Below are 23,427 nucleotides of genomic sequence, written 5' to 3'. Positions count from 1 at the left end.
GCCGTCTGTCACACGCTGAAGTACTTCGCCTCCGGGTGGTGCAGGACGAAGGCGTCCGTTGACTGCTCCGGGTGCAGCTGCAGCTCGTCGCTGAGCACGACACCGACGCGTTCGGGGCGCAGCAGCTCGACGACCTTGCGCCGGTCCTCCATCTCGGGGCACGCGGGGTAGCCGAGCGAGAAGCGGGCGCCGCGGTACTCGAGCTTGAAGTACCCCTCGACCGTCCCCGGCTCCTCGCCCGCGAGCCCGAGCTCGTCCCGGACGCGCGCGTGCCAGAACTCGGCGAGCGACTCGGTGAGCTGGACCGAGAGCCCGTGCAGCTCCATGTAGTCGCGGTACTGGTTCGCGGCGAACATCTTGGCGGTGTGGGCGTCGACCGCGTCGCCCATCGTCACCAGCTGGACGGGCAGGACGTCGAACCGGCCCGTCTCCTCGACCCATGCGCGCGGACGGACGAAGTCCGCCAGGCACAGGTGCCGGTCGCGACGTTGACGCGGGAAGGTGAATCGGAGCCGCTCGGTGCCGGGTTCTCCGCCGGAGCCGCCGTCGGGTCCGTCGTGGTGGGCGACGACGACGTCGTCACCTTCGGACCACACGGGGAAGTACCCGTAGATCACGGTCGGGTCCATCATTCCCTCGGAGGCGATGCGGCTCAGCCACTCGCGGAGTCGGGGGCGGCCCTCCGTCTCGACGAGGTCCTCGTACGATCGCCCGTCCTCGCCGCGACCCGGCTTGAGGCCCCACTGGCCCATGAACGTCGCGCGCTCGTCCAGCAGCGCCGAGTACTCCGCGAGCTGAAGCCCCTTGACGATGCGGGTTCCCCAGAAGGGCGGTTCGGGGACGTCGTTGTCGATCGCGACGTCGGAGCGCGCCGGGAGGTCCTCGACCGGCGTCTCGGTCACGGTGACGGTCGCGTGCCGGCGCTTCTTGAGCGGGGGGAGCCCGACGCTGTCGGGGGCCTCGCCGCGGGCGATCCGCACCAGCGGTTCCATCAGGCGCAGTCCCTCGAACGCGTCGCGGGCGTAGCGCACCTGGCCGTCGTACACGGCGTCGAGGTCGTCCTCGACATACGTGCGGGTCAGTGCGGCACCGCCCAGCAGGACCGGGTACTTGTCCGCAAGGCCCCGCGTGTTGAGCTCTTCGAGGTTCTCCTTCATGACCACCGTGGACTTCACGAGCAGACCGGACATGCCGATGACGTCGGCCCCGTGCTCCTCCGCCGCCTCGATGAAGGCGCTCGCGGGCTGCTTGATCCCGATGTTGACGACGTCGTAGCCGTTGTTCGTCAGGATGATGTCGACGAGGTTCTTGCCGATGTCGTGCACGTCGCCGCGCACGGTGCCCAGGACGATCGTGCCCTTGCCGGCGGCCTCGGTCTTCTCCATGTGAGGCTCGAGGAGTGCGACCGCGGACTTCATCACCTCGGCGGACTGAAGGACGAACGGCAGCTGCATCTCGCCCTTGCCGAAGAGCTCGCCGACGACCTTCATCCCGGCCAGCAGGTGGTCGTTGACGATCTCCAGCGCGGAGGTCCCGGTCGCCCGGGCCTCGTCCAGGTCGGCCTCCAGGCCCTTGCCCTCGCCGTCGATGATGCGGCGCGAGAGGCGTTCGCCGACCGGGAGCGCCGCCATCTCGGCAGCGCGCTGGTCCTTGAGGGCCGCCGAGTCCACCCCGGAGAAGAGATCCAGCAGGTGGGAGAGCGGGTCGTGCGTCAGGTTCCCCGCGTCGTCGTAGACCCGCTTGTCCCAGATCAGGTCGAGCGCGGCCTGGCGCTGCTCGTCGGGGATCTTGTTCAGGGGGAGGATCTTGGCCGCGTGCACGATCGCCGAGTCGAGGCCGGCCTGCACGCACTCGTGCAGGAACACCGAGTTCAGGACCGTCCGCGCGGCGGGGTTGAGCCCGAACGACACGTTCGAGACCCCGAGGGTCGTGTGCACACCCGGGTACTTGGCGACGAGCGCACGGATGGCCTCGATGGTCTCGATCCCGTCGCGACGGGTCTCCTCCTGCCCGGTGGCGATCGGGAACGTGAGCGTGTCGACGATGATGTCGTCGCGGCGCATGCCCCACTCGTCGACGAGCGTGTCGATGAGGCGGGAGGCGATCGCCACCTTGTGCTCGGTGGTGCGTGCCTGCCCCTCCTCGTCGATGGTCAGGGCGATCACGGCGGCACCGTGCTCCTTGACGGCCGGCATGATCCGGCGGAAGCGGGAGCTCTCGCCCTCGCCGTCCTCGAAGTTCACCGAGTTCACGACGGCGCGGCCGCCGACGAGCTCGAGCCCCGCGCGGATCACGTCGGGCTCGGTCGAGTCGATCACGAGCGGGAGGGTGGAGGCGCTCGCGAACCGCGAGACGATCTCGCGGACGTCGGCGACGCCGTCACGCCCCACGTAGTCGACGCAGACGTCGAGCAGGTGTGCGCCCTCGCGGGTCTGGGTCCGGGCGATCTGCACGCACTCGTCCCACTCGCCGGCGAGCATCGCCTCGCGGAACGCCTTGGATCCGTTGGCGTTGGTGCGCTCGCCGATCGCGAGGAACGCGGAGTCCTGGGTGAAGTCGACGTGCGAGTAGAGGCTCGCGACGCCGTTCTCGCGCGCTGGTTCGCGCTCCGCCACGGGTTGTCCCCCCACGGCCTCGACGACCTGGCGGATGTGCTCCGGTGTGGTCCCGCAGCAGCCACCGACCAGTCCGAGGCCGAACTCGGTGGCGAACTGCGCGTGCGAGGCCGCGAGCTCGGCGGGAGTCAGCGGGTAAGAGGCGCCGTCCTTGCCGAGGACGGGAAGCCCGGCGTTCGGCATGCAGGTCACGGGGATCGTGGCGTGCTTCGACAGATGGCGCAGGTGCTCGCTCATCTCGGCGGGTCCCGTGGCGCAGTTGAGCCCGATCGCGTCGATGTCGAGGGCCTGGAGGGTCGTGAGCGCCGCGCCGATCTCCGAGCCCATGAGCATCGTGCCGGTGGTCTCGACGGTCACGGAGACGAAGATCGCGATCGACGAGCCGAGACGCTCCATGGCCTCGACGGACCCGTTCACGGCGGCCTTGGTCTGGAGCAGGTCCTGGCTCGTCTCGACCAGCACCGCGTCCGCGCCACCACGGACGAGCCCCTCGGCCTGGAGCGCGAACGTCTGCTTGAGGTGGTCGTACGTCGTGTGGCCGAGGCTCGGAAGCTTGGTCCCCGGGCCCATGGAGCCGAGCACCCACCGGGGCTTGTCGGGCGTCGACCAGTGGTCGGCCCGCTCGCGGGCGATCCGTGCGCCGGCCTCGGCCAGCTCGGCGATCCGGTCGTCGATGTCGTAGTCCGAGAGGTTCGACCAGTTGGCACCGAACGTGTTCGTCTCCACGCAGTCGGCCCCGACGGCGAAGTACGCGTCGTGGACCGCGGCGATCGCGTCCGGACGCGTGACGTTGAGGATCTCGTTGCAGCCCTCGAGTCCCTGGTAGTCGTCGAGCGTCAGGTCCTGAGCCTGCAGCATCGTGCCCATCGCGCCGTCCGCGACGACGACGCGGTGCCGGACCGCGTTGAGGAGGGCAGCAGAACCGGGGGTGAAGGCGGGGCGTGACATGGCCCCGATTCTAGGTGCCCCGGGCACGCGGCAGGATGCTGTCTTACGTTGGGCCCATGACTCGTGAACCGCTCTGCCTGCGTGTGTCCGCTCCCGTCCCGAGCACTCCCGTGGTCCCAGGTCTCGCGGTCCGGGCACTGACGGTCGACTACGCCTCCGCGGTCGCCGTGCTCGTGGAGCGGATCGAGGCCGCCGACGCACTGCCGACGCGCACGACGCCGAGCGCCGTCGCCGAGGAGCTGGCGTACTCGTGGAACGACCTCGCGGTCGACTCCCTCGGGGTGTTCGACGGCGCCACGCTGCGCGCCTGGGCGCTGGTCGACCGGTTGCCCGGCAGCGACGTGCGGGCGGTCCGGGTCGTCCTGCACGGCGGCGTCGACCCCGAGCTGCGTCGTCAGGGAGTGGGAGGACTCCTCCTCGACTGGCAGCTTGCTCGCGCACGGCAGCGCCTCGCGGCTTCGGACAGCACGGCCGTCGGTAGGATCATGGCGGGAACGAACGACGGTGAGGGCTCGGCCGGGCATCGCGCGCTGCTCGCCCGGGCAGGGATGTCTCCCGCGCGCTACTTCACGATCATGCGCCGCGACCTGACCGACCCGATCCCGACGGTAGAACCTCGCGGCGACGTGCGGATCGTCCCGTACGCGGACCGGTACGACGAGGCCACGCGGGTCGCGCACAACGACGCCTTCCGGGACCACTGGGGCTCGGAGGAGCAGACGGCCGAGGCATGGGCACAGGGGCGGGACGGATTCGCACCGGAGTGGTCCTTCCTCGCCGTCACGGGCGACGGCGAGGACGAACGCGTCGTCGGCTACGAGCTGGCCAGCCGCTCCCAGGAGGAGTGGCCCGTCGTGGGATACACGTTCGGGTACACCGAGCTGCTCGGCGTCGTCCGTGACTTCCGGGGACGGCGGATCGCCCCCGCGCTGCTCGCCCGGGCGATGGAGCGGTTCCGGGCCGACGGCATGGAGTACGCCGCACTCGACGTCGACTCGGCGAGCCCGTCCGGGGCCGACGACCTCTATGCCTCGCTCGGATACCGGCGACGGCACTCCGACGTCGTCTACACGATCGAGGTGTAGCCGGAGCGCGTCAGCCGATCGAGCCGACCGAGGCGGAGAGCGGTTCGCCCGAGCCGTCGCGTCGGTCGTCGTCGGCCGGCAGGTCGATCGGCTGCCCGGCGCCGCCGAGCGCGCGCGGCGGTCCCTGGCCGACCCAGGCGTGGATCAGTGTGTCGGCGCCCTTGAGGAAGCGATGGGCGCGGACGCCTCCGGTGGCCCGTCCCTTCGCGGGGTACAGCTCGTACGGCGTGACCTTCGCGGTGCCGGTCTGGGTGCCTGGCAATGCGGAGGACGACCCGGCGATCGTGACCACCCGCACCAGGTCGCGGACCGACGCGGGGACGACCGCGAACGCGACGGCGCTCACGCCCGCGGGGAGCTTGATCCCCGCCATGCCCGCCGCGCTGCGTCCCTGCGGGCGCACCAGCGACGCGGAGTAGTGCAGGAGCGCGGCGTCCGAGCTGACGAACACGACCTCGTCGTCGTCCGAGGCGTGCTCCGCCCCGACGACCCGGTCGCCGTCGCGCAGGCTGATGACGTCCCACTCGTCGCGGTTCGAGGGTGCGTCGCCCAACGAGACCCGCTTCACGACCCCTCCTGCGGTGCCGATCGCGACGGGTGGCGCGTCGCCGTCGAGCGAGACGAGAGCGACGACCTCCTCGCCCTGGTCGAGGCTCACCACCTCGCTCAGCGGCACACCTCCGGCAAGGCTCGGCGGCCCGTCCGTCGGCGGAAGCCCCGGGAGCTCGAGGACCGGGACGCGCAGCACGCGACCGGCGGAGGTGAGGAAGCCGACGTCACCGCGGGTGGTCGCGCGCACCCTGCCACGGATCGCGTCGTGCGCCGAGCGGCGCCCGGTACGCACGGGCTCGTCCGCCCCGGCGGTCTGGGCCACGAGGCCGGTGGGGGACAGGAGCACCCAGCAGGGGGCGTCCGCGATCTCCAACGACACGGCCGGGGCCTTCGACCCGGCCTTCGCGGCCACGCTCTGCCCGCCGGCGGAGTCGAGCAGGACGGTTCGGCGGGGAGTGCCGTAGGTCGACGCGACCTCCGCCATCTCGTCGCCGACCACGCCGCGTAGGACGGCGTCGTCGGCCAGGATGCGCTCCAGCTCGGCGATCTCCTCGCGCAGCTGGGACTCTTCCTTCTCGAGCTCGATCCGGGAGAACTTCGTCAGCCGCCGCAGCTGGAGGTCGAGGATGTACGACGCCTGGGCCTCGGAAAGCTCGAACACCGACTCCAGGCGCTCGCGCGCCACGGACGCGTCGTCCGACGACCGGATGACCTGGATGACCTCGTCGATGTCGACGATCGCCAGGAGCAGGCCCTCGACGAGGTGCAGACGGTCGCGCCGCCGGCCCAGCCGGTACGTGCAGCGCCGCCGGACGACGTCGATCCGGTGGTCGACCCACACCTCCAGCATCTCGCGCAGGCCCAGGGTGCGCGGCTGGCCCTCGACGAGCGCGACGTTGTTCATCCCGAAGGACGTCTCGAGCGGAGTGTGCTGGTACAGCTGCTCGAGGACGGCCTCGGGGTTGAAGCCGTTCTTCACCTCGACGACGAGCCGCATGCCCTTGGTCCGGTCGGTCAGGTCGACGAACTCGGCGATGCCGGCGAGCTTCTTCTTCTGCAGACCGTCCTTGATCTGCTCACGGACCTTCTCCGGCCCCACGGTGTACGGGAGCTCGGTGATGACGATGCCCTTGCGCCGCGGCGTGATGTTCTCGATGCGCGCGGTCGCCCGGGTGCGGAACGAGCCACGCCCCGTCCGGTACGCGTCGCGGATGCCGTCGAGCCCGACGATCTTGCCGCCGCTCGGCAGGTCGGGACCCGGGACGAACTTCATCAGGTCCTCGAGCGTCGCGTCTGGGTCCGCCAGCAGGTGGCGCGCCGCGGCGACGACCTCGACGAGGTTGTGCGGCGCCATGTTGGTGGCCATGCCTACCGCGATGCCCGACGCCCCGTTGACGAGGAGGTTCGGGATCGCCGCCGGAAGCACCTCGGGCTGCGTGAGCTTGTTGTCGTAGTTCGGGACGAAGTCGACGACGTCCTCGTCCAGGCCCGCCGTCATCGCGTTCCACGGGGGAGCGGGGCGCGCCTCGGTGTATCGCGCCGCAGCGGGCCCGTCGTCGAGGGACCCGAAGTTGCCGTGCCCGTCGACGAGGGGCAGCCGCAGGGAGAATGGCTGCGCGAGACGGACGAGCGCGTCGTAGATCGCACTGTCTCCGTGCGGGTGGAGCTTGCCCATCACGTCTCCGACGACGCGTGCGGACTTCACGTACGGCCGCTCGGGACGCAGCCCCATGTCGGACATCTGGTAGAGGATCCGGCGCTGCACCGGCTTGAGGCCGTCCCGCGCGTCCGGAAGGGCGCGGGAGTAGATCACGGAGTACGCGTACTCGAGGAACGACGTCTCCATCTCAGCGGCGACGTCGATGTCGACGATCGTCTCGTGGATCTCGGCGGGGTCGATGCCCGGTCCGGAGGACCTACGTGCCATGGCTGCTCGGAACTCCTGTCGAAGCGCGGAAGACGGGGCGGGGCACAAGGCCTCGCGCAGGGCACGGTAGCCGATGCCACGGACACCCGGTGACATCGTGCCATCGACCGGCGCGCGCCCTGGGTGCGCCGCGCCTGGTCGCCTAGGCTGGTCGCGTGAGCGACACCGAGCCGCGCTATCCGATCGAGTGGGAGGCCGACGTCGTGCTCCGCGACGGGTCGACCGCGCACCTGCGTCCCATCGAGCCCACCGACGCGGACGCGCTCCAGCGATTCCACATGGCGCAGTCGGAGCAGTCGACGTACCTGCGGTTCTTCGCACCCATGGAGCGGCTGTCCGCGCGTGACCTGGAGCGCTTCACCACGGTGGACCACCACGACCGGGTGGCGCTCGTCGTCGTCCGCCGGGTGGTCGACGGCGAGGAGATCGTGGGCGTCGGACGGTTCGACCGGGTCGCCCGGGACGAGGCCGAGGTGGCGTTCAACATCGCCGACGCCGCGCAGGGCCGAGGCGTGGGATCCGTCCTCCTCGAGCACCTGGCGACGGCGGCGCGCGAGGTCGGTGTGCGCCGCTTCACCGCGGACGTGCTGCCGCAGAACGGGCGGATGATCGCCGTGTTCCGCGAGGCTGGCTACGCGGTGACGCAGCACCTGGACGACGGCGTCGTCCAGGTCTCGGTGGACCTCGACCCCACGGAACGCTCGCGCGAGGTGATGGCCGACCGCGAGCACCGCGCCGAGGCGCGGTCGATGCAGGCGGTGCTCGGCGCCCGGTCCGTCCTCGTCGTCGGTCCGCCAGGGTCGTGCCTGCAGGCGCACGCCGCCGAGCGCGTCGCGGCGTCGCTCCGTGCCGCGGAGACCCGGCACCGCGTCGTCACCGTCACGAATGCCTTCGACCTCGACGTGCTCGACGAACCGGTCGAGCTCGCCGTCGTCTCCCTCGCACCGGAGATCGCGGTCGACGTCGTCCCGCACCTGGAGAACCTCGGTGTCCGGGCGCTCGTCCTGCTCTCCGGCGGGTACGCCGAGTCGGGTGCGGAGGGGCTCTCGCTTCAGCGTGACCTGCTGCGTGCCGCCCACGGCGCGGGGATGCGCGTCGTCGGGCCGGCGAGCTACGGGCTCTTCGTGCGCCGAGAGGACGGCGACCTGAACGCGAGCCTGAGCGACGAGCTCCCTCCTGCGGGGCGGGTCGGGTTCTTCTGCCAGTCGTCGCCGATGGCGGTCACCCTGCTCGCGACGGTCGCGCGTCGTCGGCTCGGTGTCTCCTCGTTCCTCTCCGCGGGGAACCGCGCCGGGGTCTCGGGCAACGACCTGATGCAGTACTGGCAGGACGACGAGAACACCGACGTCGTCTGCCTCTACCTCGAGTCGATCGGCAACCCGCGGAAGTTCTCCCGGATCGCGCGGCGGCTCTCGCGGGTCAAGCCCGTGGTCGTCGTGACGGCCGGCCGGTCGGGACACGTCGTGCCCGCCGGGCACGCCGTCCGCACGACCCGGGCACCCCGGCGGACGCTCGACGAGATGCTGCGACAGTCCGGTGTGATCCGCGCCGACAACACGCACCACCTGGTCGACATCGCCCAGCTGCTCGAGCACCAGCCGCTGCCGACCGGCAGACGCGTCGGCATCCTCGCGAGCTCGCCCGCCCTCGCCGCGCTCGTCGCCGAGGCGGTGTCCTCCGCCGGGCTGGAGGTCGCGGAGGTCTCGCGCTCGCTCGCCGAGGACGCGGACGACGAGACCGTGACCGCGGCCGTCGACGCGGTCTACGCCGAGGGGACGTGCGACGCCGTGGTCGTGGTGCACGTCCCCACGCTGCGTCCCCGCACGGGGCGGGTCGCCTCGGCCGTCGCGCGGGCCGCGGCCCGGACGGGGAGGACGTCCGTCGTGTCGATGCTCGGCCTGCACGGGCTGGACCCGGAGCTGACCGCGACGTCCGCGGGCGTCGAGCGCATCGTCCCCGCCTACTCGACACCCGAGGACGCGGTGGCCGCGCTGGGCGCCGTCGTCCGCTACGTCCGCTGGCGGGCGCAGGACCAGGGCGTCTCCGTCAGTCCGCCCGGCCTGCGCCCGGCGGCGGCCCGCGCGGTCGTCGAGTCGGCGCTCGCGGGGCCGGAACCCGTCGCGCTCGACGAGCGCGGTACGCATGCCGTGCTCGACGCCTACGGCATCGACCTGTGGGAGACGGTCAACGTCTCGACCGTCGACGAGGCGGTCCGGGCGGCCGACGAGCTCGGATACCCCGTCGCGCTCAAGCACACCGCCGAGTCGTTGCGTCACCGGTCCGACCTCGGCGCGGTCCGCCTCGACATCCAGGACGCGGACGAGCTGCGTGAGGACTTCGCCGCCATGCTCGGCGCGTTCACGGACGTCGTCCCCGCCGTCGCCCCGGCCCCGTTCGAGATCCAGCGGATGGCCGGCAAGGGTGTCGCGTGCGTGATCCGCTCCGCCGAGGACCAGCTCTTCGGACCGGTCGTCTCCTTCGGGCTTGCCGGTGACGCCGTCGACCTTCTCGCCGACGTGGCCTCCGGCGTCCCTCCGTTGACGGACGTCGACGTGGCGACGATCGTGCGGTCCGTCCGGGCCGCGCCCCGACTCTTTGGTTACCGCGGCGCCCCGGTCTCGGACGTCGCCGCACTCGAGGACCTCGTCGCGCGCGTGTCCGTCATGGCGGACGACCTGCCGGAGCTTCGGAGCCTCGAGCTGTACCCCGTCGTCGTCGCCGAGCGTGGTGCCACCGTCCTCTCCGCGCGATTGACCGTCGCACCCGCCCACCGCGCGGACACCCTGCGACGCGCACTGCCGGCCTGACGGGGTGGCCCGGGCCGTCGGCACGATGGGATGATGGGGCCGTGCCTCGATCGATGACTCCCTCCGACCTCCTGTCCGCCGAGCTTCGTCGAGCCGGCTACTACCCCGAGCTGGTGCGCGACGTCCTCGACGTCGCGATCGCCGACGAGGCGGTGGAGTCGAGCCTCGTCCACGTCGAGACCACCTTCGACGGGGCGGAGGTCCGCCGGCACCTGACCGTGCTCGTGCTGACCCGGACGCGTCTCGTCTCGGCGCACGTCGACGACTACCCCGCGGACAGCGAGCACCCGTCGGCGTCCGCCGCCGCGACGACGGAGTCTGTGCCGCTGAGCGCGCTGAGGTCCGTCACCCTCACGCAGGTGATGGCCGACCCCGAGCACCATCGCCCCGGCCAGGGGGCGGCGGAGATCACGCTCGCCGTCGGCTGGGGAGCGGCCAACCGGATCGACCTGGAGCCCGCCCAGTGCCCCGACCCGCAGTGCGACGCGGACCACGGGTACACGGGCCAGTCCGTGCCCGACGACGTCGTCGTCCGGATCAGCGCCGACGCCGAGGGTGCCGACGCCGTGCGCTCGGCGACCGACTTCGCACGCCGGCTGTCCGCCGTCAGCGGGGTCCGGTGAGCATCTCCCTCCCGGACGCGATGGTCGCGCCGCGGTACGACCACCTCTCGCTCGCCGCGGTCCTCCCGGCCGCAGCCGGGGTGCTCGGCCTCGACGTCACGACGTCGACGGGGATCTCGTCCGTGCAGGCCGCCCGTGCGCTGGGGCTCGAACCCGCGCAGCGCGTCTGCGTCGTCCTCGTCGACGGCCTCGGCCTGCACAACCTGCGCGAACGCTCGGGGCACGCTCCCGTCATGCGCGGTCTCCTGGACGGCGGGCTCGCGCTGACGTCGAGCTTCCCCAGCACGACGGCGGCAGCCATGGGGACGTTCGGCACCGGGACGGCCCCCGGTCGCACCGGCATGCTCGGCTACACCCAGCGCGACGCGACGACGGGGACGCTCGCGAACATGGTGAGCTGGGCCGGTGCGAGCGCGCCCGAGTCGGTCCAGCGCGAGGCAACGGTCTTCGAGCGCCTCGCCGCTGCCTCGACGCCGGTGACGTCGGTGGGCCCGCGCCGGTTCGAAGGATCGGGGATGACGCGCGCCGCGCTGCGTGGCGGACGGTACGTGCGGGCGGAGTCGCTCGCCGAGCGGGTCGACGCCGTGGTCGACGTCCTGCGGCGACCCGGCCTCGCGTACCTCTACTGGGGAGACGTCGACAAGGCCGGGCACCACCACGGGGCGGACTCGTGGCAGTGGGGGGACGAGCTCGAGGCGTTCGACCGTGAGCTGTCCGATCTGCTCCGTCGGGTCCCGCGGGGCACGACGGTGCTGCTGACCGCGGACCACGGGATGGTCGACGTCGACCGGGCCCTGCGCTGGGACGTCGCGCAGGATCCGGCGCTCGCGGCCCAGGTCGACATGGTGGCGGGGGAGCCCCGCGCCACCCACCTGTACACCGACGACCCCGCCGCGGTGGTCGAACGGTGGAGCGACGTCCTCGGTGACGCGGCACTGGTGATCACACGTGACGACGCTGTCTCCGCAGGACTTGTCGGCCCGCTCGCGGACCACGTACGGCCCGCGATGGGCGACGTCCTCGTGGCCATGCGCGGTCGAGCGACGGTCGTCGACTCGTCGAGCCAGACCCCCGCGTCGATGGAGCTGATCGGGGTGCACGGCTCGTTGACCGAGGTGGAGATGGTCGTCCCGCTGCTGCGAGAGGTGCGATGACATGGCCGAGCTGGTGTTCTTCTCCGGGACGATGGACTGCGGAAAGTCCACGTTGGCTCTCCAGATGGACCACAACCATGCGGCCAGAGGTCGCGAAGGGCTGATCTTCTCGCGCAACGACCGCGCGGGCTCGGACCGGATCTCGAGCAGGCTCGGGCTCGAGGCTCTCGCCCACGAGGTCCACGACCAGACCGACCTGTGGGCCGAGGTCATGTCCGCACGCAGCCAGGGACGGCCGGTGGACTACGTCGTCTGTGACGAGGCGCAGTTCTACTCCACGGAGCACGTCGAGCAGCTCGCGAGACTCGTCGACGAGCTCGAGATCGACGTCTTCGCGTTCGGCATCACCGCGGACTTCCGCACGCGGCTCTTTCCTGGGTCCGCACGCCTGATCGAGCTGGCGGACCGCGTCGAGGTGCTCCAGGTGCAGTCGCTGTGCTGGTGCGGGGCCCGGGCGACGCACAACGCCCGGACCGTCGACGGGCTGATGGTCGTGGAGGGGGAGCAGGTCGTCGTCGGAGACACGGACAGCGGGGCGGTCGTCGGGTACGAGGTCCTCTGCCGACGGCACCACATGCGCCGCATGACCGAGGTCACCGCGCGGGCGCGGACGACGGGCGAGGACTCCTTGCTCTGACGCGGGGGCGACTAGTCGTGCTTGGCGCCGAAGACGATGTCGTCCCAGCTGGGGACGACGGCACGGCCCTTGCGGCGTCGACCGTTGCGGTTCGCGGACGGGCCGGTGCGCTCCGAGCGGTCGGGGACCTGCTCGTCGGTCGTCGACGTCTGGTCGGGCCCCGGCTTCTCCCGCCGCTCCGTCGAGGCACCGTCGTCACCGCCGGGCGCGTTCTCCGACGTCGTCGGGACCGACTCGGCCGACGACTCGTCCCGACCCGGGGCCTGCTCGACAGGAACCTCCTGCGTGGACGGGACGTCCTCCGGGCCGCCTTCGTCGCGGGCTGAGCCGGGATTCTCCGACGGTCCGTCGTCGTCGGTCAGGTCGGACCGGGGCGGCTCGGGTGTGACGCGCGCAAGGCTGAGGACGACGCCCGGGGCCACGGGAGACGTCTCGTCGTGCTCCTGCGGTTCGTCGTCGTTGCGGACACCCCGGCGGAGGCTCAGGTCGTCCAGGAGCGAGTGGGTCGGGTCCTGGGGCTCCTCGCGGGGTCCGTCGTCCACGGCCGCGAGGACGGGGCGGGTGGCCCGGTAGGCCGACGTCGCCGTCCGCCACACCTCGGTGTCGTCCGCCTCCTGCCCGAGCCAGCGCGCCTCGTCGTCGAGCGCGTGGTGCTCGCGGTCGGTCTGGTCGAACGACCACGTCGCCTTCCGCTCGTCCCCGTCGACGGCGAACCGCAGCTCGACCGTCCAGGGCTCGCCGGGCTCACGACGGGCCGACCACGACCGGTCCTCCTCGCTCACGTTGCGCAGCGAGAGCCGCTCGTCGACCCGCTCTCCGAGAAGGTCGTCGCTGTCCGGGTCGGACGGGTCCGCCGGGACCGCCCTCAGCCTGCTGACGACGTACTCCTGCTCGGCCAGGACCGGTCCGGAGAATCGGTGCACCTGCTCCAGGGGGACGCCCGCGCTCGTCGCGACGTGTTCGGGACTCTCCCCGGCGCGCAGCCTCGACTGGATCGCACGGGGCGAAAGCCCACCCGAGTCGGCGGCGCGCCAGTGCTCCATCCGGGCACGGTCGCGCCGCACCGCGGCACGCAGCGCCTCGGTGATGGGCAGCAGGAACGTCTTGCCCCCGGGTCCGGACAGCACCAGGTGCTCTCCGTCCTCATGCAGCTTCACGAGCTCGAGCTCCGACATCAGTCCCTCCGAGTGTCCGCGGTTCACGTCGATCCGACCGGCACATCTTCGAGGGTGCCACCTCGACCGCCCACGACGGCGGAGGCGACGCGGTGAGCCGCGTTCCGGCGTGGCGAGGGCGGTCCTGGAAGGATGTGTGCCGTGACGTTGCCCATCCACCTCGGAACAGCCCTCGAGATCATCGCCGTCTTCTGCGCGGCGCTGTCCGGAGGGCTCGCCGCCGTCCGCAAGAACTTCGACCTGTTCGGCGTCCTCGTCCTCGCCTGGGCGACCGGGCTCGGCGGCGGACTCATCCGCGACGTCCTCATCGGCGCGACGCCGCCGGTCGGGATCGCCGACTGGCGGCTGCTGGCGGCGGCCTTCGGGGGCGGGCTCCTGATCTTCGTCGCCCACCCCCGGCTCGAGCGGATGCGGCGCAGCGTGATCGTCCTCGACGCCGGTGCCCTCGCACTCTTCGTGCTCGTCGGCACGACCAAGGGGCTCGAGTACGACGTGGGGTTCCTCGCCGCCGTCGTCGTCGGACTGCTGACCGGGATCGGGGGAGGCATCCTGCGCGACCTCCTCACCGGCGAGTCCCCGCTCATCCTGCAGGACCGGCAGCTCTACGCGGTGCCCGCCGCGGTCGGTGCCGTGGCCACCGCCGTCGCGTGGCGCGCTGACGTCCTGAACGTCTGGGTCCAGGCCGCGATCGTGCTCGGGGTCTTCGGGTTCCGGCTGCTCTCGATCCGGCTCGGGTGGGCGCTCCCGACGACGCCGCGACGTCGGTCCGGGCCGTCCGGGATGATGGGGGGATGAACTCACACGATGCCCCCACGACGGCGTCCCTGCGGGCGCTCGCTGTCCGGATCGCCGAGGAGGCGGGTCGGCAGGTGCGCGACGGGCGGCCCGACGTCGTCCAGGTCGCCGCGACGAAGTCGTCCGTCGTCGACGTCGTCACGCAGGCCGACGCGGACTCCGAGGCCCTGATCCGCCGCATCATCGTGACCGAGCGACCCGACGACGGGATCCTCGGCGAGGAGGACGCGTACGTCGCCGGACGCACCGGCCTGACCTGGGTGGTCGACCCGATCGACGGCACCGTGAACTACGTCTACGACGTGGCCTCCTACGCCGTCTCGGTCGCGGTGGTCGAGGGCGGTCCCGACCCGCTCACGTGGACCGCCCGTGCCGGTGCCGTCCACGACGTGACGACCGGTCAGACCTGGTCCGCCGGAGCCGGGGAGGGGGCCTTCCTCGACGGGTCGCCGATCCGGTGCGCCGAGCCGCGTCCGCTGGGGGAGTCGCTCGTCGGCACCGGATTCGGCTACGACGCGGCGCGGCGGGCGTCGCAGGCCCGCGTCCTCGCGACCGTGCTGCCGCAGGTCCGTGACATTCGTCGGCTCGGGTCGGCGGCCGTCGACCTCTGCCTGGTGGCCCAGGGGAGGCTGGACGCGTACTACGAGCGGGGCCTCAACCCGTGGGACCTGGCGGCCGGTGCCCTCGTCGCCCAGGAGGCGGGTGCTGTCGTGGTCGGGCTCCGCGGGGCGCGCGCGGACGCCTCGATGACCGTGGCCGGGCCCGCCGCCACCGTCGCCGATCTCGGTCTGATTCTCGAGGGTGTGGACGCCGACTCGGATGCGTGACCGAGGACACGGTGCGCTCCGGTAGCATACGCGCGCGATCTGGTGCAGAATCCGTTCGCCTGCGGGAATATGTTCCGCAGCGTCAGCATTGACAAGACTGCATCGCTCATTGCGCGCGTTGTACGTCGTCTGCTCGTGGACGACCCCCTTATTTGATGGCACCGACGGAGAGTGAAGCCCCCGATGGCAACTGATTACGACGCCCCTCGGAAGAACGAGGAAGACCTCAGCGAGGACTCGCTCCAGGAGCTGCAGGCGCGACGCTCCGACAAGTCCTCGGGCGTCGTCGACGAGGACGAGACCGAAGCCGCGGAGAGCTTTGAGCTCCCCGGCGCGGACCTGTCCGGCGAGGAGCTCGCGGTCCGCGTCCTCCCGCGCCAGGCCGACGAGTTCACGTGCACCAGCTGTTTCCTGGTGCACCACCGCAGCCAGCTCGCCGGTGAGAAGAACGGCCAGCCCATCTGCACGGAGTGCGCCGCCTGACCTTCTCGGCACATCCGCCCTGCGACGACGAGCGACCGGCCCCGGGCCGGTCGCTCGTCGTCGTTCTCGGGGGGATTCAGCCGGCCGAGACCTCGCTGCGCGCCGCGGTGAGGGCGGCCACAAGTCGTTCGGGATGCCGGGTCGAGACCAGCCAGGCCGGCGTCGGGTCGCGGGGGTCGAGCACCTCTGCGCGGACGGCGTGCTTCGTGGCGGTCCGCAGGCAGGCGTACGTCCGGGCGTCGCTGCCCGGGCCCAGCGCACGGCGGACGTCGTCGGCGTCGAGCACCTCCGGCTCGCCGAGCAGGTCCACGTCGATGTGCGCGTCGCCGGCGACGAGCTCGTGCCCGGTCACGGAGACCACCGGCGAGAGCATCCAGACGACGATCGCTGCCACGACCACCGCGGCGATCGTCACGACCAGCGCCGTGGACGGCCCGACGGCGAGTGCGACGAGACCGAGCAGGGCGCTTCCGGCGAGGGAACTGAACCAGCCGCCGATGCCGGGGACGAGTCTTTCGGTGTAGCGCGAGGAGCCAGTCATGCCGACATTCTCTCAGGTGCGGAGCCGACGCCGCGTTGTCGATAGGCTCGACGCGTGACGACCTCCCAGCAGCCTGTCCAAGTCCTCCTCCAGATGCTCGACGACGTCCCGGCTCCTGCCTACTCGCACCCGGGCGACGCGGGCGCGGACCTGGTGACGCGGATCGACGTCACTCTCGCGCCGGGCGAGCGCGCGACGGTGCCCACGGGGGTGGCGGTCGCGCTCCCGGACGGATACGCCGCGTTCGTCCACCCGCGCTCCGGTCTTGCCTCCAAGCACGGTCTGACCGTCGTCAACGCACCGGGGACCGTCGACGCGGGGTACCGCGGCGAGATCGGCGTGACGCTGCTCAACACCGACGCGACGACGCCCGTGACCCTGCGCCGCGGGGACCGGATCGCGCAGCTCGTCGTCCAACGGGTCGAGCGGGTGCAGTTCGTTGCGGCGGAACGGCTCCCGGGCTCCGCCCGGGGTGCCGGCGGGTTCGGGTCCAGCGGCGGCTGGACGGCCTAGGCTCCGCGTGCGTCACCCAGACCGCCGTGGGAGCACTACCCTGGAAGACGCGGCCCAGCGACGGGCCGACCCCGACCGGTGCTCCCGGTCCCGCGACACGGAGGAGAACGTCAGTGCCCTTGTTCCGGCGCCGCTCTGCACAGGCGAGCGATCAAATCGACAACGAGACGCCCGCGGGTGTCGACGGGTCGACGTCTGACGACGCGGCCGAGGCCCCCGCCCGAGGCCCGTTCGACTCGTCGCAGGTGACGGAGCTCGGCGGGCGCGTCGACCTCGGTGCGATCTGGTTCCCCGCGGTCCGCGGCATGGAGCTGCGGATGGAGGCCGACAAGAAGACCCGGCGCATCACGGGAGCGGCCTGCGCGATCCAGGGGTCCGGACTGCAGGTCCAGGCCTTCGCGGCGCCCCGCACGGCCGGGATCTGGGACACCATCCGCGAGGAGATCGGTGCGTCGGTCACCAAGCAGGGCGGCGCCGTCGACGACATCCCCGGCCCGTTCGGCCGCGAGCTGCTCGCCCGTCTCCCGGTCAAGACGAAGGACGGCAAGTCGGGGTTCCGGCCCGCTCGCTTCGTCGGTGTCGACGGCCCGCGGTGGTTCCTGCGCGGCGTCATCACCGGACGGGCGGCGGTCGAGCCGGAGCAGGCGAAGCTCGTCGAGGCCGTCTTCGCCAACATCGTCGTGGTCCGCGACGAGGCGGCGCGCCCGCCGCGCGACCTGCTCTCCATGCACATGCCCGGGCAGCCCGAGGAGTCGAAGATCGCCCCCGTCGACGGTCCGGCACCGACGGCGCGGGATCTCGACCCCCTGACCCGTGGACCCGAGATCGCGGAGATCCAGTGACCTCCACGCGCACCGCGCACCTGTCTCCGTGGCGTTCGGTCCTCGCGTCGCAGGAGACGATCACCGCGGGCGAGGAGCGCGACGACGCGTCCCGTCAGCTCGGGTGCACTCCCGTCGAGAACCTCAAGGACCGCACGCCTGCGACGGTGTCCGGCGTCCTGAGGTCCGTCGTGCTCCGACCCAGGGAGAACGTCCAGACCGTCGAGGCGGAGCTGTACGACGGCAGCGGGTCGATCGACCTGGTCTGGCTCGGGCGTCGCCGCATCGTCGGCATCGAGCCGGGGCGTCGGGTCCGCGTCGAGGGGCTCGTCTGCGACATCCGTGGACGTCGCACCATCTACAACCCGAGGTACGAACTCAGGGCGCGGCCCGGTGAGTGACGTGTCGGGGACCGCGCCCGACGACTCGACACCGCAGGGGATGAAGGTCCTCGCGGCGGACGAGTTCTCCGTCACGGACGCGGTCGGCGGGGTGCGCGGTCTGCTGGAGTCGGTGGCTCCCGGCCTGATCTTCGTGGTGCTCTTCGTCATCACCGAGGACCTGCGGACGACGCTGATCGGGTCGGTCGCGATCTCGGTCGTCGCCGTCCTGGCCCGTGTGGTGCAACGAGCGCCGGTCACGCCGGCGCTCAGCGGCCTGCTCGGCGTGGGGATCGGCGTCCTCTGGGCCTGGCGCTCGGGAGACGCCGAGGACTACTTTGCGCTCGGGCTGTGGACGAACGCCATCTACTCGGTCGGACTCCTGCTCTCCATCCTCGTCCGGTGGCCTGTCGTCGGCGTCGTCGTGGAGGGCCTGAGGTCCGGCTTCATCGAGCAGCTGGCGTCGGACGCGAAGAACGACGACGCGTCCGCCGCGACCCCGGATCAGGCCCCGACGGCGGGGGAGTCCGGCACGGACACCGCGCGCGCCGGCGCCGACGACGCCGAGGGGGCGACCGCGAGGTCACCCGGCGCGTTCGCCCGGTGGGCACGCTGGCGGCACGACCGCGCGCTGATGCGGCGGTACCAGGCGGCAACCTGGTTGTGGGTCGGGATGTTCGTCCTGCGGCTCGCGGTCCAGGTGCCTCTGTACGTGACCGGCACCGTGGGCTGGCTCGGTACGGCACGGCTGGTCATGGGGATCCCGCTGTTCGCGCTCACGCTGTGGGTGACGTGGCTCCTCGTGCGTCGTGATCGCTCTCCGGAGCGGGCGACCGAGTCTCTTCCGCAGGATGAGGCGTAGGCGTTCCGACGAAGAGCGTCTCGAGCGCGTGCGGGTCGGCCTCCCGCCCCGCGACGATGAGCAGCTCGTCCCCGACCTCCAGCGTGTCGTCGGCCGTCGGGGCGAACGGCTGCGAGCCTCGGACGATCGCCGCGAGGACGGTGTCGGCCGGCCACACGATCGCGGCGATCCGCAGGCCGACGAGCGGTGACGACTCCGGGAGCGTGATCTCGAGGATCTCGGCACCGGACTGGTGGAACGTGAAGATGCGGACGAGGTCGCCGACCGCGACGGCCTCCTCGACCATCGCGGTCATGATGCGGGGTGTCGAGACCGCCACGTCCACGCCCCACGACTCGTCGAACATCCACTCGTTGCGGGGGTTGTTGACGCGGGCGACGGTCCGGGGGACCCCGAACTCGGTCTTCGCGAGGAGCGAGACCACGAGGTTCGCCTTGTCGTCGCCGGTGGCGGCGACGATCACGTCGCACTCGGCGACGCGTGCGTCGCTCAGCGTGGACAGCTCGCAGGCGTCGGCCAGGAGCCAGTCTGCCTCGGCCACCTGGGCGACCCGCATGGCCCCAGGCTGACGGTCGATCAGGGTGACGTCGTGGTCGTGCCCGAGGAGCTCGCGCGCGATCGAGCGGCCGACGGATCCTGCACCTGCGATGACGACGCGCATCAGTTGTCCTCCTCCGGACCGGGGGCCCGTGTCAGCGTGCGTTCGACGGCCACCACGTCGTCCGTGGCGGCGAGGACGTGGACGACGTCGTTCTCCTGCAGGACGGTTCCGGGATCGGGGAGCATCCCCTCCCCGAAGCGCGCCAGGAACGCGACGCGCCCGGTGATCGCGGCGTCGACCGCCGCGACCGTCCTGCCGATCCAGCGCGCGTGCACGTCGACCTGGACGAGGCGGACCTTGCCGGACGGGTCGCGGTACTCGTCCGTCGCGCCGAGGGGCAGGATCCGCCGCAGCACCTGGTCGGACGTCCAGCGGACCGTCGCCACGGTGGGGATGCCGAGGCGCTGGTAGATCTCGGCACGGCGAGGGTCGTAGATCCGGGCGACGACCTTCTCGATGCCGAACGTCTCGCGCACCACACGTGCCGCGAGGATGTTCGAGTTGTCCCCGTCCGAGACCGCGGCGAACGCATAGGCGTCCTCGATCCCGGCCTGGCCGAGGGTCTCGCGGTCGAAGCCGAGGCCCTTGACCTTCTGACCGGTGAAGTCGGCGGGCAGGCGCCGGAACGCGTCCGAGCTCTGGTCGACGACGGCGACGGAGTGGCCCTTGCGCTCGAGCGACTGCGCCAGCGTGGCGCCCACCCGGCCGCAGCCCATGATCACGAAGTGCACACGATGCACGCTATACCGGATTCGCAGGCGACCACGGGACCTAACCGGCATAGCATGGTCTCTCGTGTCTGATATTGCGGATTCCGCGAAGCGACTGTTCCTCGGTCGCCCCATGCGGAGCGATACTCTCGGCAACACCCTGCTGCCGAAGCGCACGGCTCTGCCCGTGTTCGCCTCGGACGCGCTCTCGTCCGTGGCGTACGCGCCGGACGAGATCCTCCTGACGCTCTCCCTGGCGGGGATCACGGCGGTGACGATCTCGCCGTGGGTCGGACTCGCCGTCGTCGTCGTCCTGCTGACCGTCGTGACCTCCTACCGGCAGAACGTGCGCGCGTACCCGTCCGGCGGTGGCGACTACGAGGTCGTCACCACCAACCTCGGGCCCAAGGCGGGCCTGGGCGTGGCGTCCGCGCTCCTCGTCGACTACGTCCTGACCGTCGCGGTCTCCATCTCGTCGGGCGCGCAGTACGCGGCGAGCGCCGTGCCCGCGCTGCGCGGGCACGAGGCGAGCCTCGCCGTCGTGGTCGTGGTGGTCCTGACGGTCGCGAACCTGCGCGGTCTGCGCGAGTCGGGCCGGCTCTTCGCGATCCCGGTGTACCTGTTCATGGGGGCGATCGGCGCGATCGCCGTCGTCGGGTTCGTGCAGTACCTGACCGGCAGCCTCGGACGGGCCGAGAGCGCCGACTTCACCCTGACCGCCGAGTCGGGCTTCAGCGAGGGCCTCACCGGTCTCGCCGGGGCATTCCTGGTCGCTCGGGCGTTCGCGTCGGGCTGTGCGGCCCTGACCGGGGTCGAGGCCATCAGCAACGGTGTGCCGGCCTTCAAGCGCCCGAAGTCCCGGAACGCGGCCGTCACGCTCGGGATGCTCGGCATCATCTCGGCCGCGATGCTGATGTCCATCCTCCTGCTCGCCCGCGAGACCGGGGTCAAGTACGTCGAGGACCCGCACACGCAGCTCGCGAACGCCTCCGGCGCGCTGCCGGCCGACTACGTCCAGCATCCCGTGATCAGCCAGCTCGCCGCGACCGTCTTCTCGGGCCACCCGATCGTGCTGATCCTCGTCGCGGTCGTGACCGGCGTGATCCTCGTCCTCGCCGCGAACACCGCGTTCAACGGGTTTCCGATCCTCGGGTCGATCCTCGCGAAGGACGGGTACCTGCCGCGCCAGCTGCACACGCGCGGGGACCGACTCGCCTTCTCGAACGGGATCATCACCCTCGCCGCCGGCGCGATCCTGCTCATCATCGTGTTCGACGCCCAGGTGACCCGGCTGATCCAGCTCTACATCGTCGGGGTGTTCATCTCGTTCACGCTCTCCCAGCTCGGGATGGTCAAGCACTGGAACCGTGCGCTGCGGACCGCGATCGACCCGCGCGAGCGCGCACGGATGAAGCGGTCCCGCCTCGTCAACGCACTCGGGCTCGCGATGACCGCCAGCGTGCTGGTGACGGTGCTCGTCACCAAGTTCAGTCACGGTGCCTGGATCGCGATCGTCGCCATGATGGTCGTCTACGTGATCATGCTGGCGATCAAGAAGCACTACACCGGGGTCGCGCACGAGCTCGAGCTCGACGGGGACATCGCCGAGGCGCGCGCCCTGCCGAGCCGTGTGCACGCCATCGTGCTGGTCTCCCGCCTGCACAAGCCCACGATGCGCGCGCTCGCCTACGCGCGTGCGTCGCGCCCCTCGGTGATCGAGGCGGTCACGGTCGGGGTGGACCGCGACTCGGTGGGCGAGCTCGTCGAGCAGTGGGAGTCTCTCGACCTCCCGGTGCCGCTGCGTGTGCTCGACTCTCCGTACCGTGAGATCACCCGGCCCGTGCTGGCCTACGTCCGGTCGATCCGTCGAGAGAGCCCGCGCGACCTCGTCGTGGTCTACATCCCCGAGTACGTCGTCGGCCACTGGTGGGAGCAGCTGCTGCACAACCAGAGCGCGCTGCGGCTCAAGGGGCGACTGCTGTTCTCGCCCGGGGTGGTCGTGGCGTCGGTGCCCTGGCAGCTGAGCTCGTCGGGGGCGAGCGCCGGGAGTGCGGCCGGGGGTCCCGGCCGGGAGACAATCGACCCATGACACCTGAGACGTCCCCCCTGATCGAGATCGAGATCGGTCCCGTCGCCCACGGCGGCCACTGCGTCGCGCGGCACGACGGACGTGTCGTCTTCGTCCGGCACACGCTGCCCGGCGAGCGGGTCCGGGCGAGACTGACCGACGCGGGGGAGTCGGCGAAGTTCTGGCGCGCCGACGCCATGGAGATCCTCGAGGCGTCGCCGGACCGGGTGACGCCCGCCTGGCCGGAGGCCGGACCCGGCGGCGTGGGTGGTGGGGAGCTCTCGCACGTCTCGCTGCCCGGGCAGCGGCGGTGGAAGGCCGCCGTGCTGAGGGAGCAGCTGTCGAGGTTGGCTTCGATCGACCGTGACGTCGACGTCGAGGAGATGCCGGGGGACGAGGCGCGCGGGGGACTGGGCTACCGCACGCGTATCGACCTCGTCGCGGACGCCGAGGGCAGGGCAGGGATGGTCCGGCACCGGTCGCACGACGTCGTCCCCCTCGACTCGATGCCGCTCGCCTCGGAGGAGGTGGCGGCGCTCGCGGTCGCCGAGGGCGTCTTCACCCGCACCTGGGAGCCCGGCGCGCGGCTCGAGCTCGTGGCGCCGGCCACCGGTGGGGCGCCCGTGCTGCTCGTCGACGGCAAGCCTGCGCACGGCGGCAAGACCGACCGGCGACCGAACGCACGTCGGTCGGTCCACGAGGTGGTCGACCACGACGGGCGCCAGTATCGCTACCGTCTCCCCGCAGACGGGTTCTGGCAGGTCCACCGCGAGGCACCGCGCGCCCTTGTCGGCGCCGTGCTGCGGGCCGCGGGCGACGTGCGCGGGCTCCGCGTGCTGGACCTGTACTCCGGAGCCGGTCTCTTCACGGCCCCGCTGGCCGACGCGGTCGGGCCGGACGGCTCGGTCGTCGCGGTCGAGGGCGACGCCGACGCGGTGCGGGCCGCTCGCCGCAACGCCCACGGCCTCGACCGGGTCGACCTGCGGCACGGGGCCGTCGAGCGTGTCCTTTCCGGTCTCGACGAGGGTGCCCGTGCGGACGTCGTCGTCCTCGACCCCCCGCGTGTCGGAGCGGGACGGCGAGTCGTCGACCAGGTCGCGGCTCTGTCTCCGTCACGCGTCGTCTACGTCGCCTGCGACCCGGCAGCCCTGGCGCGCGACGTCGGCTACCTCTCGGCCCGGGGGTACGAGCTGGGGGACCTGCGGGCGTTCGACCTCTTCCCGCACACGCACCACCTGGAGGCCGTCGCGGTCATGGAGCGGTGAGGGGCAGGTCAGCATTGCCTAACTATCTTGACGTCAAG

At 71.7% G+C, this 23,427-nt stretch carries 20 protein-coding genes; 14 read left to right on the top strand and 6 right to left on the bottom strand.

Features of this window, described 5'->3' with window-relative positions:
• Positions 1-8 precede the first annotated feature (8 nt).
• On the bottom strand, positions 9-3,563 hold the full coding sequence (gene metH, locus Q343_RS0110660) for a methionine synthase (RefSeq protein WP_029253566.1): 3,555 nt from the start codon (positions 3,561-3,563) through the stop codon (positions 9-11).
• A 56-nt stretch (positions 3,564-3,619) separates the two neighbouring features.
• Between metH and Q343_RS0110655 the strand changes: the two genes are divergently transcribed.
• Positions 3,620-4,648 carry a GNAT family N-acetyltransferase gene (locus Q343_RS0110655; protein WP_029253565.1) on the top strand — a complete coding sequence of 343 codons (1,029 nt, stop codon included), beginning with the start codon at positions 3,620-3,622 and terminating at the stop codon, positions 4,646-4,648.
• Positions 4,649-4,658: 10 nt separating this feature from the next.
• Here the strand turns inward: Q343_RS0110655 and Q343_RS0110650 are convergent, their stop codons facing one another.
• Entirely contained in the window at positions 4,659-7,127 is a 2,469-nt protein-coding gene (locus tag Q343_RS0110650) for a DNA gyrase/topoisomerase IV subunit A (protein WP_029253564.1), read from the bottom strand.
• A 155-nt stretch (positions 7,128-7,282) separates the two neighbouring features.
• Between Q343_RS0110650 and Q343_RS0110645 the strand changes: the two genes are divergently transcribed.
• From Q343_RS0110645 to Q343_RS0110630, 4 genes are read left to right on the top strand one after another with little or no spacing between them, the layout of a single operon-like run.
• Positions 7,283-9,934: a GNAT family N-acetyltransferase gene (locus Q343_RS0110645; RefSeq protein ID WP_029253563.1), complete on the top strand. Its 2,652-nt coding sequence runs from the start codon at positions 7,283-7,285 to the stop codon at positions 9,932-9,934.
• A gap of 53 nt (positions 9,935-9,987) precedes the next feature.
• Complete coding sequence (locus Q343_RS0110640; RefSeq protein WP_029253562.1) at positions 9,988-10,557, top strand: DUF5998 family protein; 570 nt, start codon at positions 9,988-9,990, stop codon at positions 10,555-10,557.
• The gene (locus Q343_RS0110635; RefSeq protein WP_043109999.1) at positions 10,554-11,711 is read left to right on the top strand and encodes an alkaline phosphatase family protein; all 1,158 of its coding nucleotides are present in this window, start codon (positions 10,554-10,556) and stop codon (positions 11,709-11,711) included. The genes Q343_RS0110640 and Q343_RS0110635 overlap by 4 nt, the downstream gene beginning before the upstream one ends.
• A gap of 1 nt (position 11,712) precedes the next feature.
• Positions 11,713-12,348: a thymidine kinase gene (locus Q343_RS0110630; RefSeq protein ID WP_029253560.1), complete on the top strand. Its 636-nt coding sequence runs from the start codon at positions 11,713-11,715 to the stop codon at positions 12,346-12,348.
• Positions 12,349-12,359: 11 nt separating this feature from the next.
• Here the strand turns inward: Q343_RS0110630 and sepH are convergent, their stop codons facing one another.
• Positions 12,360-13,523, bottom strand: a complete 1,164-nt coding sequence (gene sepH / locus Q343_RS0110625; RefSeq protein ID WP_029253559.1) for a septation protein SepH — start codon at positions 13,521-13,523, stop codon at positions 12,360-12,362.
• Between the two features lie 141 nt (positions 13,524-13,664).
• On the opposite strand from sepH, the gene Q343_RS0110620 reads away from it, so the two are divergent.
• The 3 genes from Q343_RS0110620 (at position 13,665) to Q343_RS0110610 (ending at position 15,628) form a co-directional block, all read left to right on the top strand.
• Positions 13,665-14,318, top strand: coding sequence for a trimeric intracellular cation channel family protein (locus Q343_RS0110620; protein WP_043109998.1), 654 nt, complete (start codon positions 13,665-13,667; stop codon positions 14,316-14,318).
• A complete protein-coding gene (locus Q343_RS0110615; RefSeq protein ID WP_029253557.1) occupies positions 14,315-15,145 on the top strand; it encodes an inositol monophosphatase family protein in 831 nt (276 codons plus the stop codon). The genes Q343_RS0110620 and Q343_RS0110615 overlap by 4 nt, the downstream gene beginning before the upstream one ends.
• A 183-nt stretch (positions 15,146-15,328) precedes the next feature.
• Positions 15,329-15,628: a DUF4193 domain-containing protein gene (locus tag Q343_RS0110610; protein WP_029253556.1), complete on the top strand. Its 300-nt coding sequence runs from the start codon at positions 15,329-15,331 to the stop codon at positions 15,626-15,628.
• Between the two features lie 76 nt (positions 15,629-15,704).
• Here Q343_RS0110610 and Q343_RS0110605 read toward each other — a convergent pair whose 3' ends face one another.
• Positions 15,705-16,169 (bottom strand): DUF3093 domain-containing protein, encoded by a 465-nt coding sequence (locus Q343_RS0110605; RefSeq protein WP_029253555.1) that lies wholly within the window; start codon positions 16,167-16,169, stop codon positions 15,705-15,707.
• Positions 16,170-16,223: 54 nt separating this feature from the next.
• On the opposite strand from Q343_RS0110605, the gene dut reads away from it, so the two are divergent.
• From dut to Q343_RS0110585, 4 genes are all read left to right on the top strand, one after another.
• Positions 16,224-16,682: a dUTP diphosphatase gene (dut, locus tag Q343_RS0110600; RefSeq protein WP_029253554.1), complete on the top strand. Its 459-nt coding sequence runs from the start codon at positions 16,224-16,226 to the stop codon at positions 16,680-16,682.
• Positions 16,683-16,795: 113 nt separating this feature from the next.
• A complete protein-coding gene (locus tag Q343_RS0110595) occupies positions 16,796-17,524 on the top strand; it encodes a DUF3710 domain-containing protein (protein WP_029253553.1) in 729 nt (242 codons plus the stop codon).
• On the top strand, positions 17,521-17,904 hold the full coding sequence (locus Q343_RS0110590; protein ID WP_248616819.1) for an OB-fold nucleic acid binding domain-containing protein: 384 nt from the start codon (positions 17,521-17,523) through the stop codon (positions 17,902-17,904). The genes Q343_RS0110595 and Q343_RS0110590 overlap by 4 nt, the downstream gene beginning before the upstream one ends.
• Positions 17,897-18,745 (top strand): DUF3159 domain-containing protein, encoded by an 849-nt coding sequence (locus tag Q343_RS0110585; RefSeq protein WP_248616818.1) that lies wholly within the window; start codon positions 17,897-17,899, stop codon positions 18,743-18,745. The genes Q343_RS0110590 and Q343_RS0110585 overlap by 8 nt, the downstream gene beginning before the upstream one ends.
• Here the strand turns inward: Q343_RS0110585 and Q343_RS0110580 are convergent.
• Together Q343_RS0110580 and Q343_RS0110575 are read right to left on the bottom strand one after the other, a co-directional pair.
• A complete protein-coding gene (locus tag Q343_RS0110580; RefSeq protein ID WP_081829778.1) occupies positions 18,660-19,406 on the bottom strand; it encodes a potassium channel family protein in 747 nt (248 codons plus the stop codon). The genes Q343_RS0110585 and Q343_RS0110580 overlap by 86 nt on opposite strands.
• On the bottom strand, positions 19,406-20,062 hold the full coding sequence (locus Q343_RS0110575) for a potassium channel family protein (protein WP_029253549.1): 657 nt from the start codon (positions 20,060-20,062) through the stop codon (positions 19,406-19,408). Before Q343_RS0110575 ends, Q343_RS0110580 begins: the two co-directional genes overlap by 1 nt.
• 79 nt (positions 20,063-20,141) lie before the next feature.
• On the opposite strand from Q343_RS0110575, the gene Q343_RS0110570 reads away from it, so the two are divergent.
• Together Q343_RS0110570 and Q343_RS0110565 are read left to right on the top strand one after the other, a co-directional pair.
• Complete coding sequence (locus Q343_RS0110570) at positions 20,142-22,145, top strand: APC family permease (RefSeq protein ID WP_052367120.1); 2,004 nt, start codon at positions 20,142-20,144, stop codon at positions 22,143-22,145.
• Positions 22,142-23,389, top strand: a complete 1,248-nt coding sequence (locus Q343_RS0110565) for a class I SAM-dependent RNA methyltransferase (protein WP_029253547.1) — start codon at positions 22,142-22,144, stop codon at positions 23,387-23,389. Before Q343_RS0110570 ends, Q343_RS0110565 begins: the two co-directional genes overlap by 4 nt.
• The last annotated feature ends 38 nt before the right edge of the window (positions 23,390-23,427 follow it).

Origin of the sequence: Paraoerskovia marina DSM 21750, assembly GCF_000701465.1 — a bacterium.
Lineage (GTDB): Bacteria > Actinomycetota > Actinomycetes > Actinomycetales > Cellulomonadaceae > Paraoerskovia > Paraoerskovia marina.
This window is presented reverse-complemented; position numbering and strand designations above follow the sequence as displayed.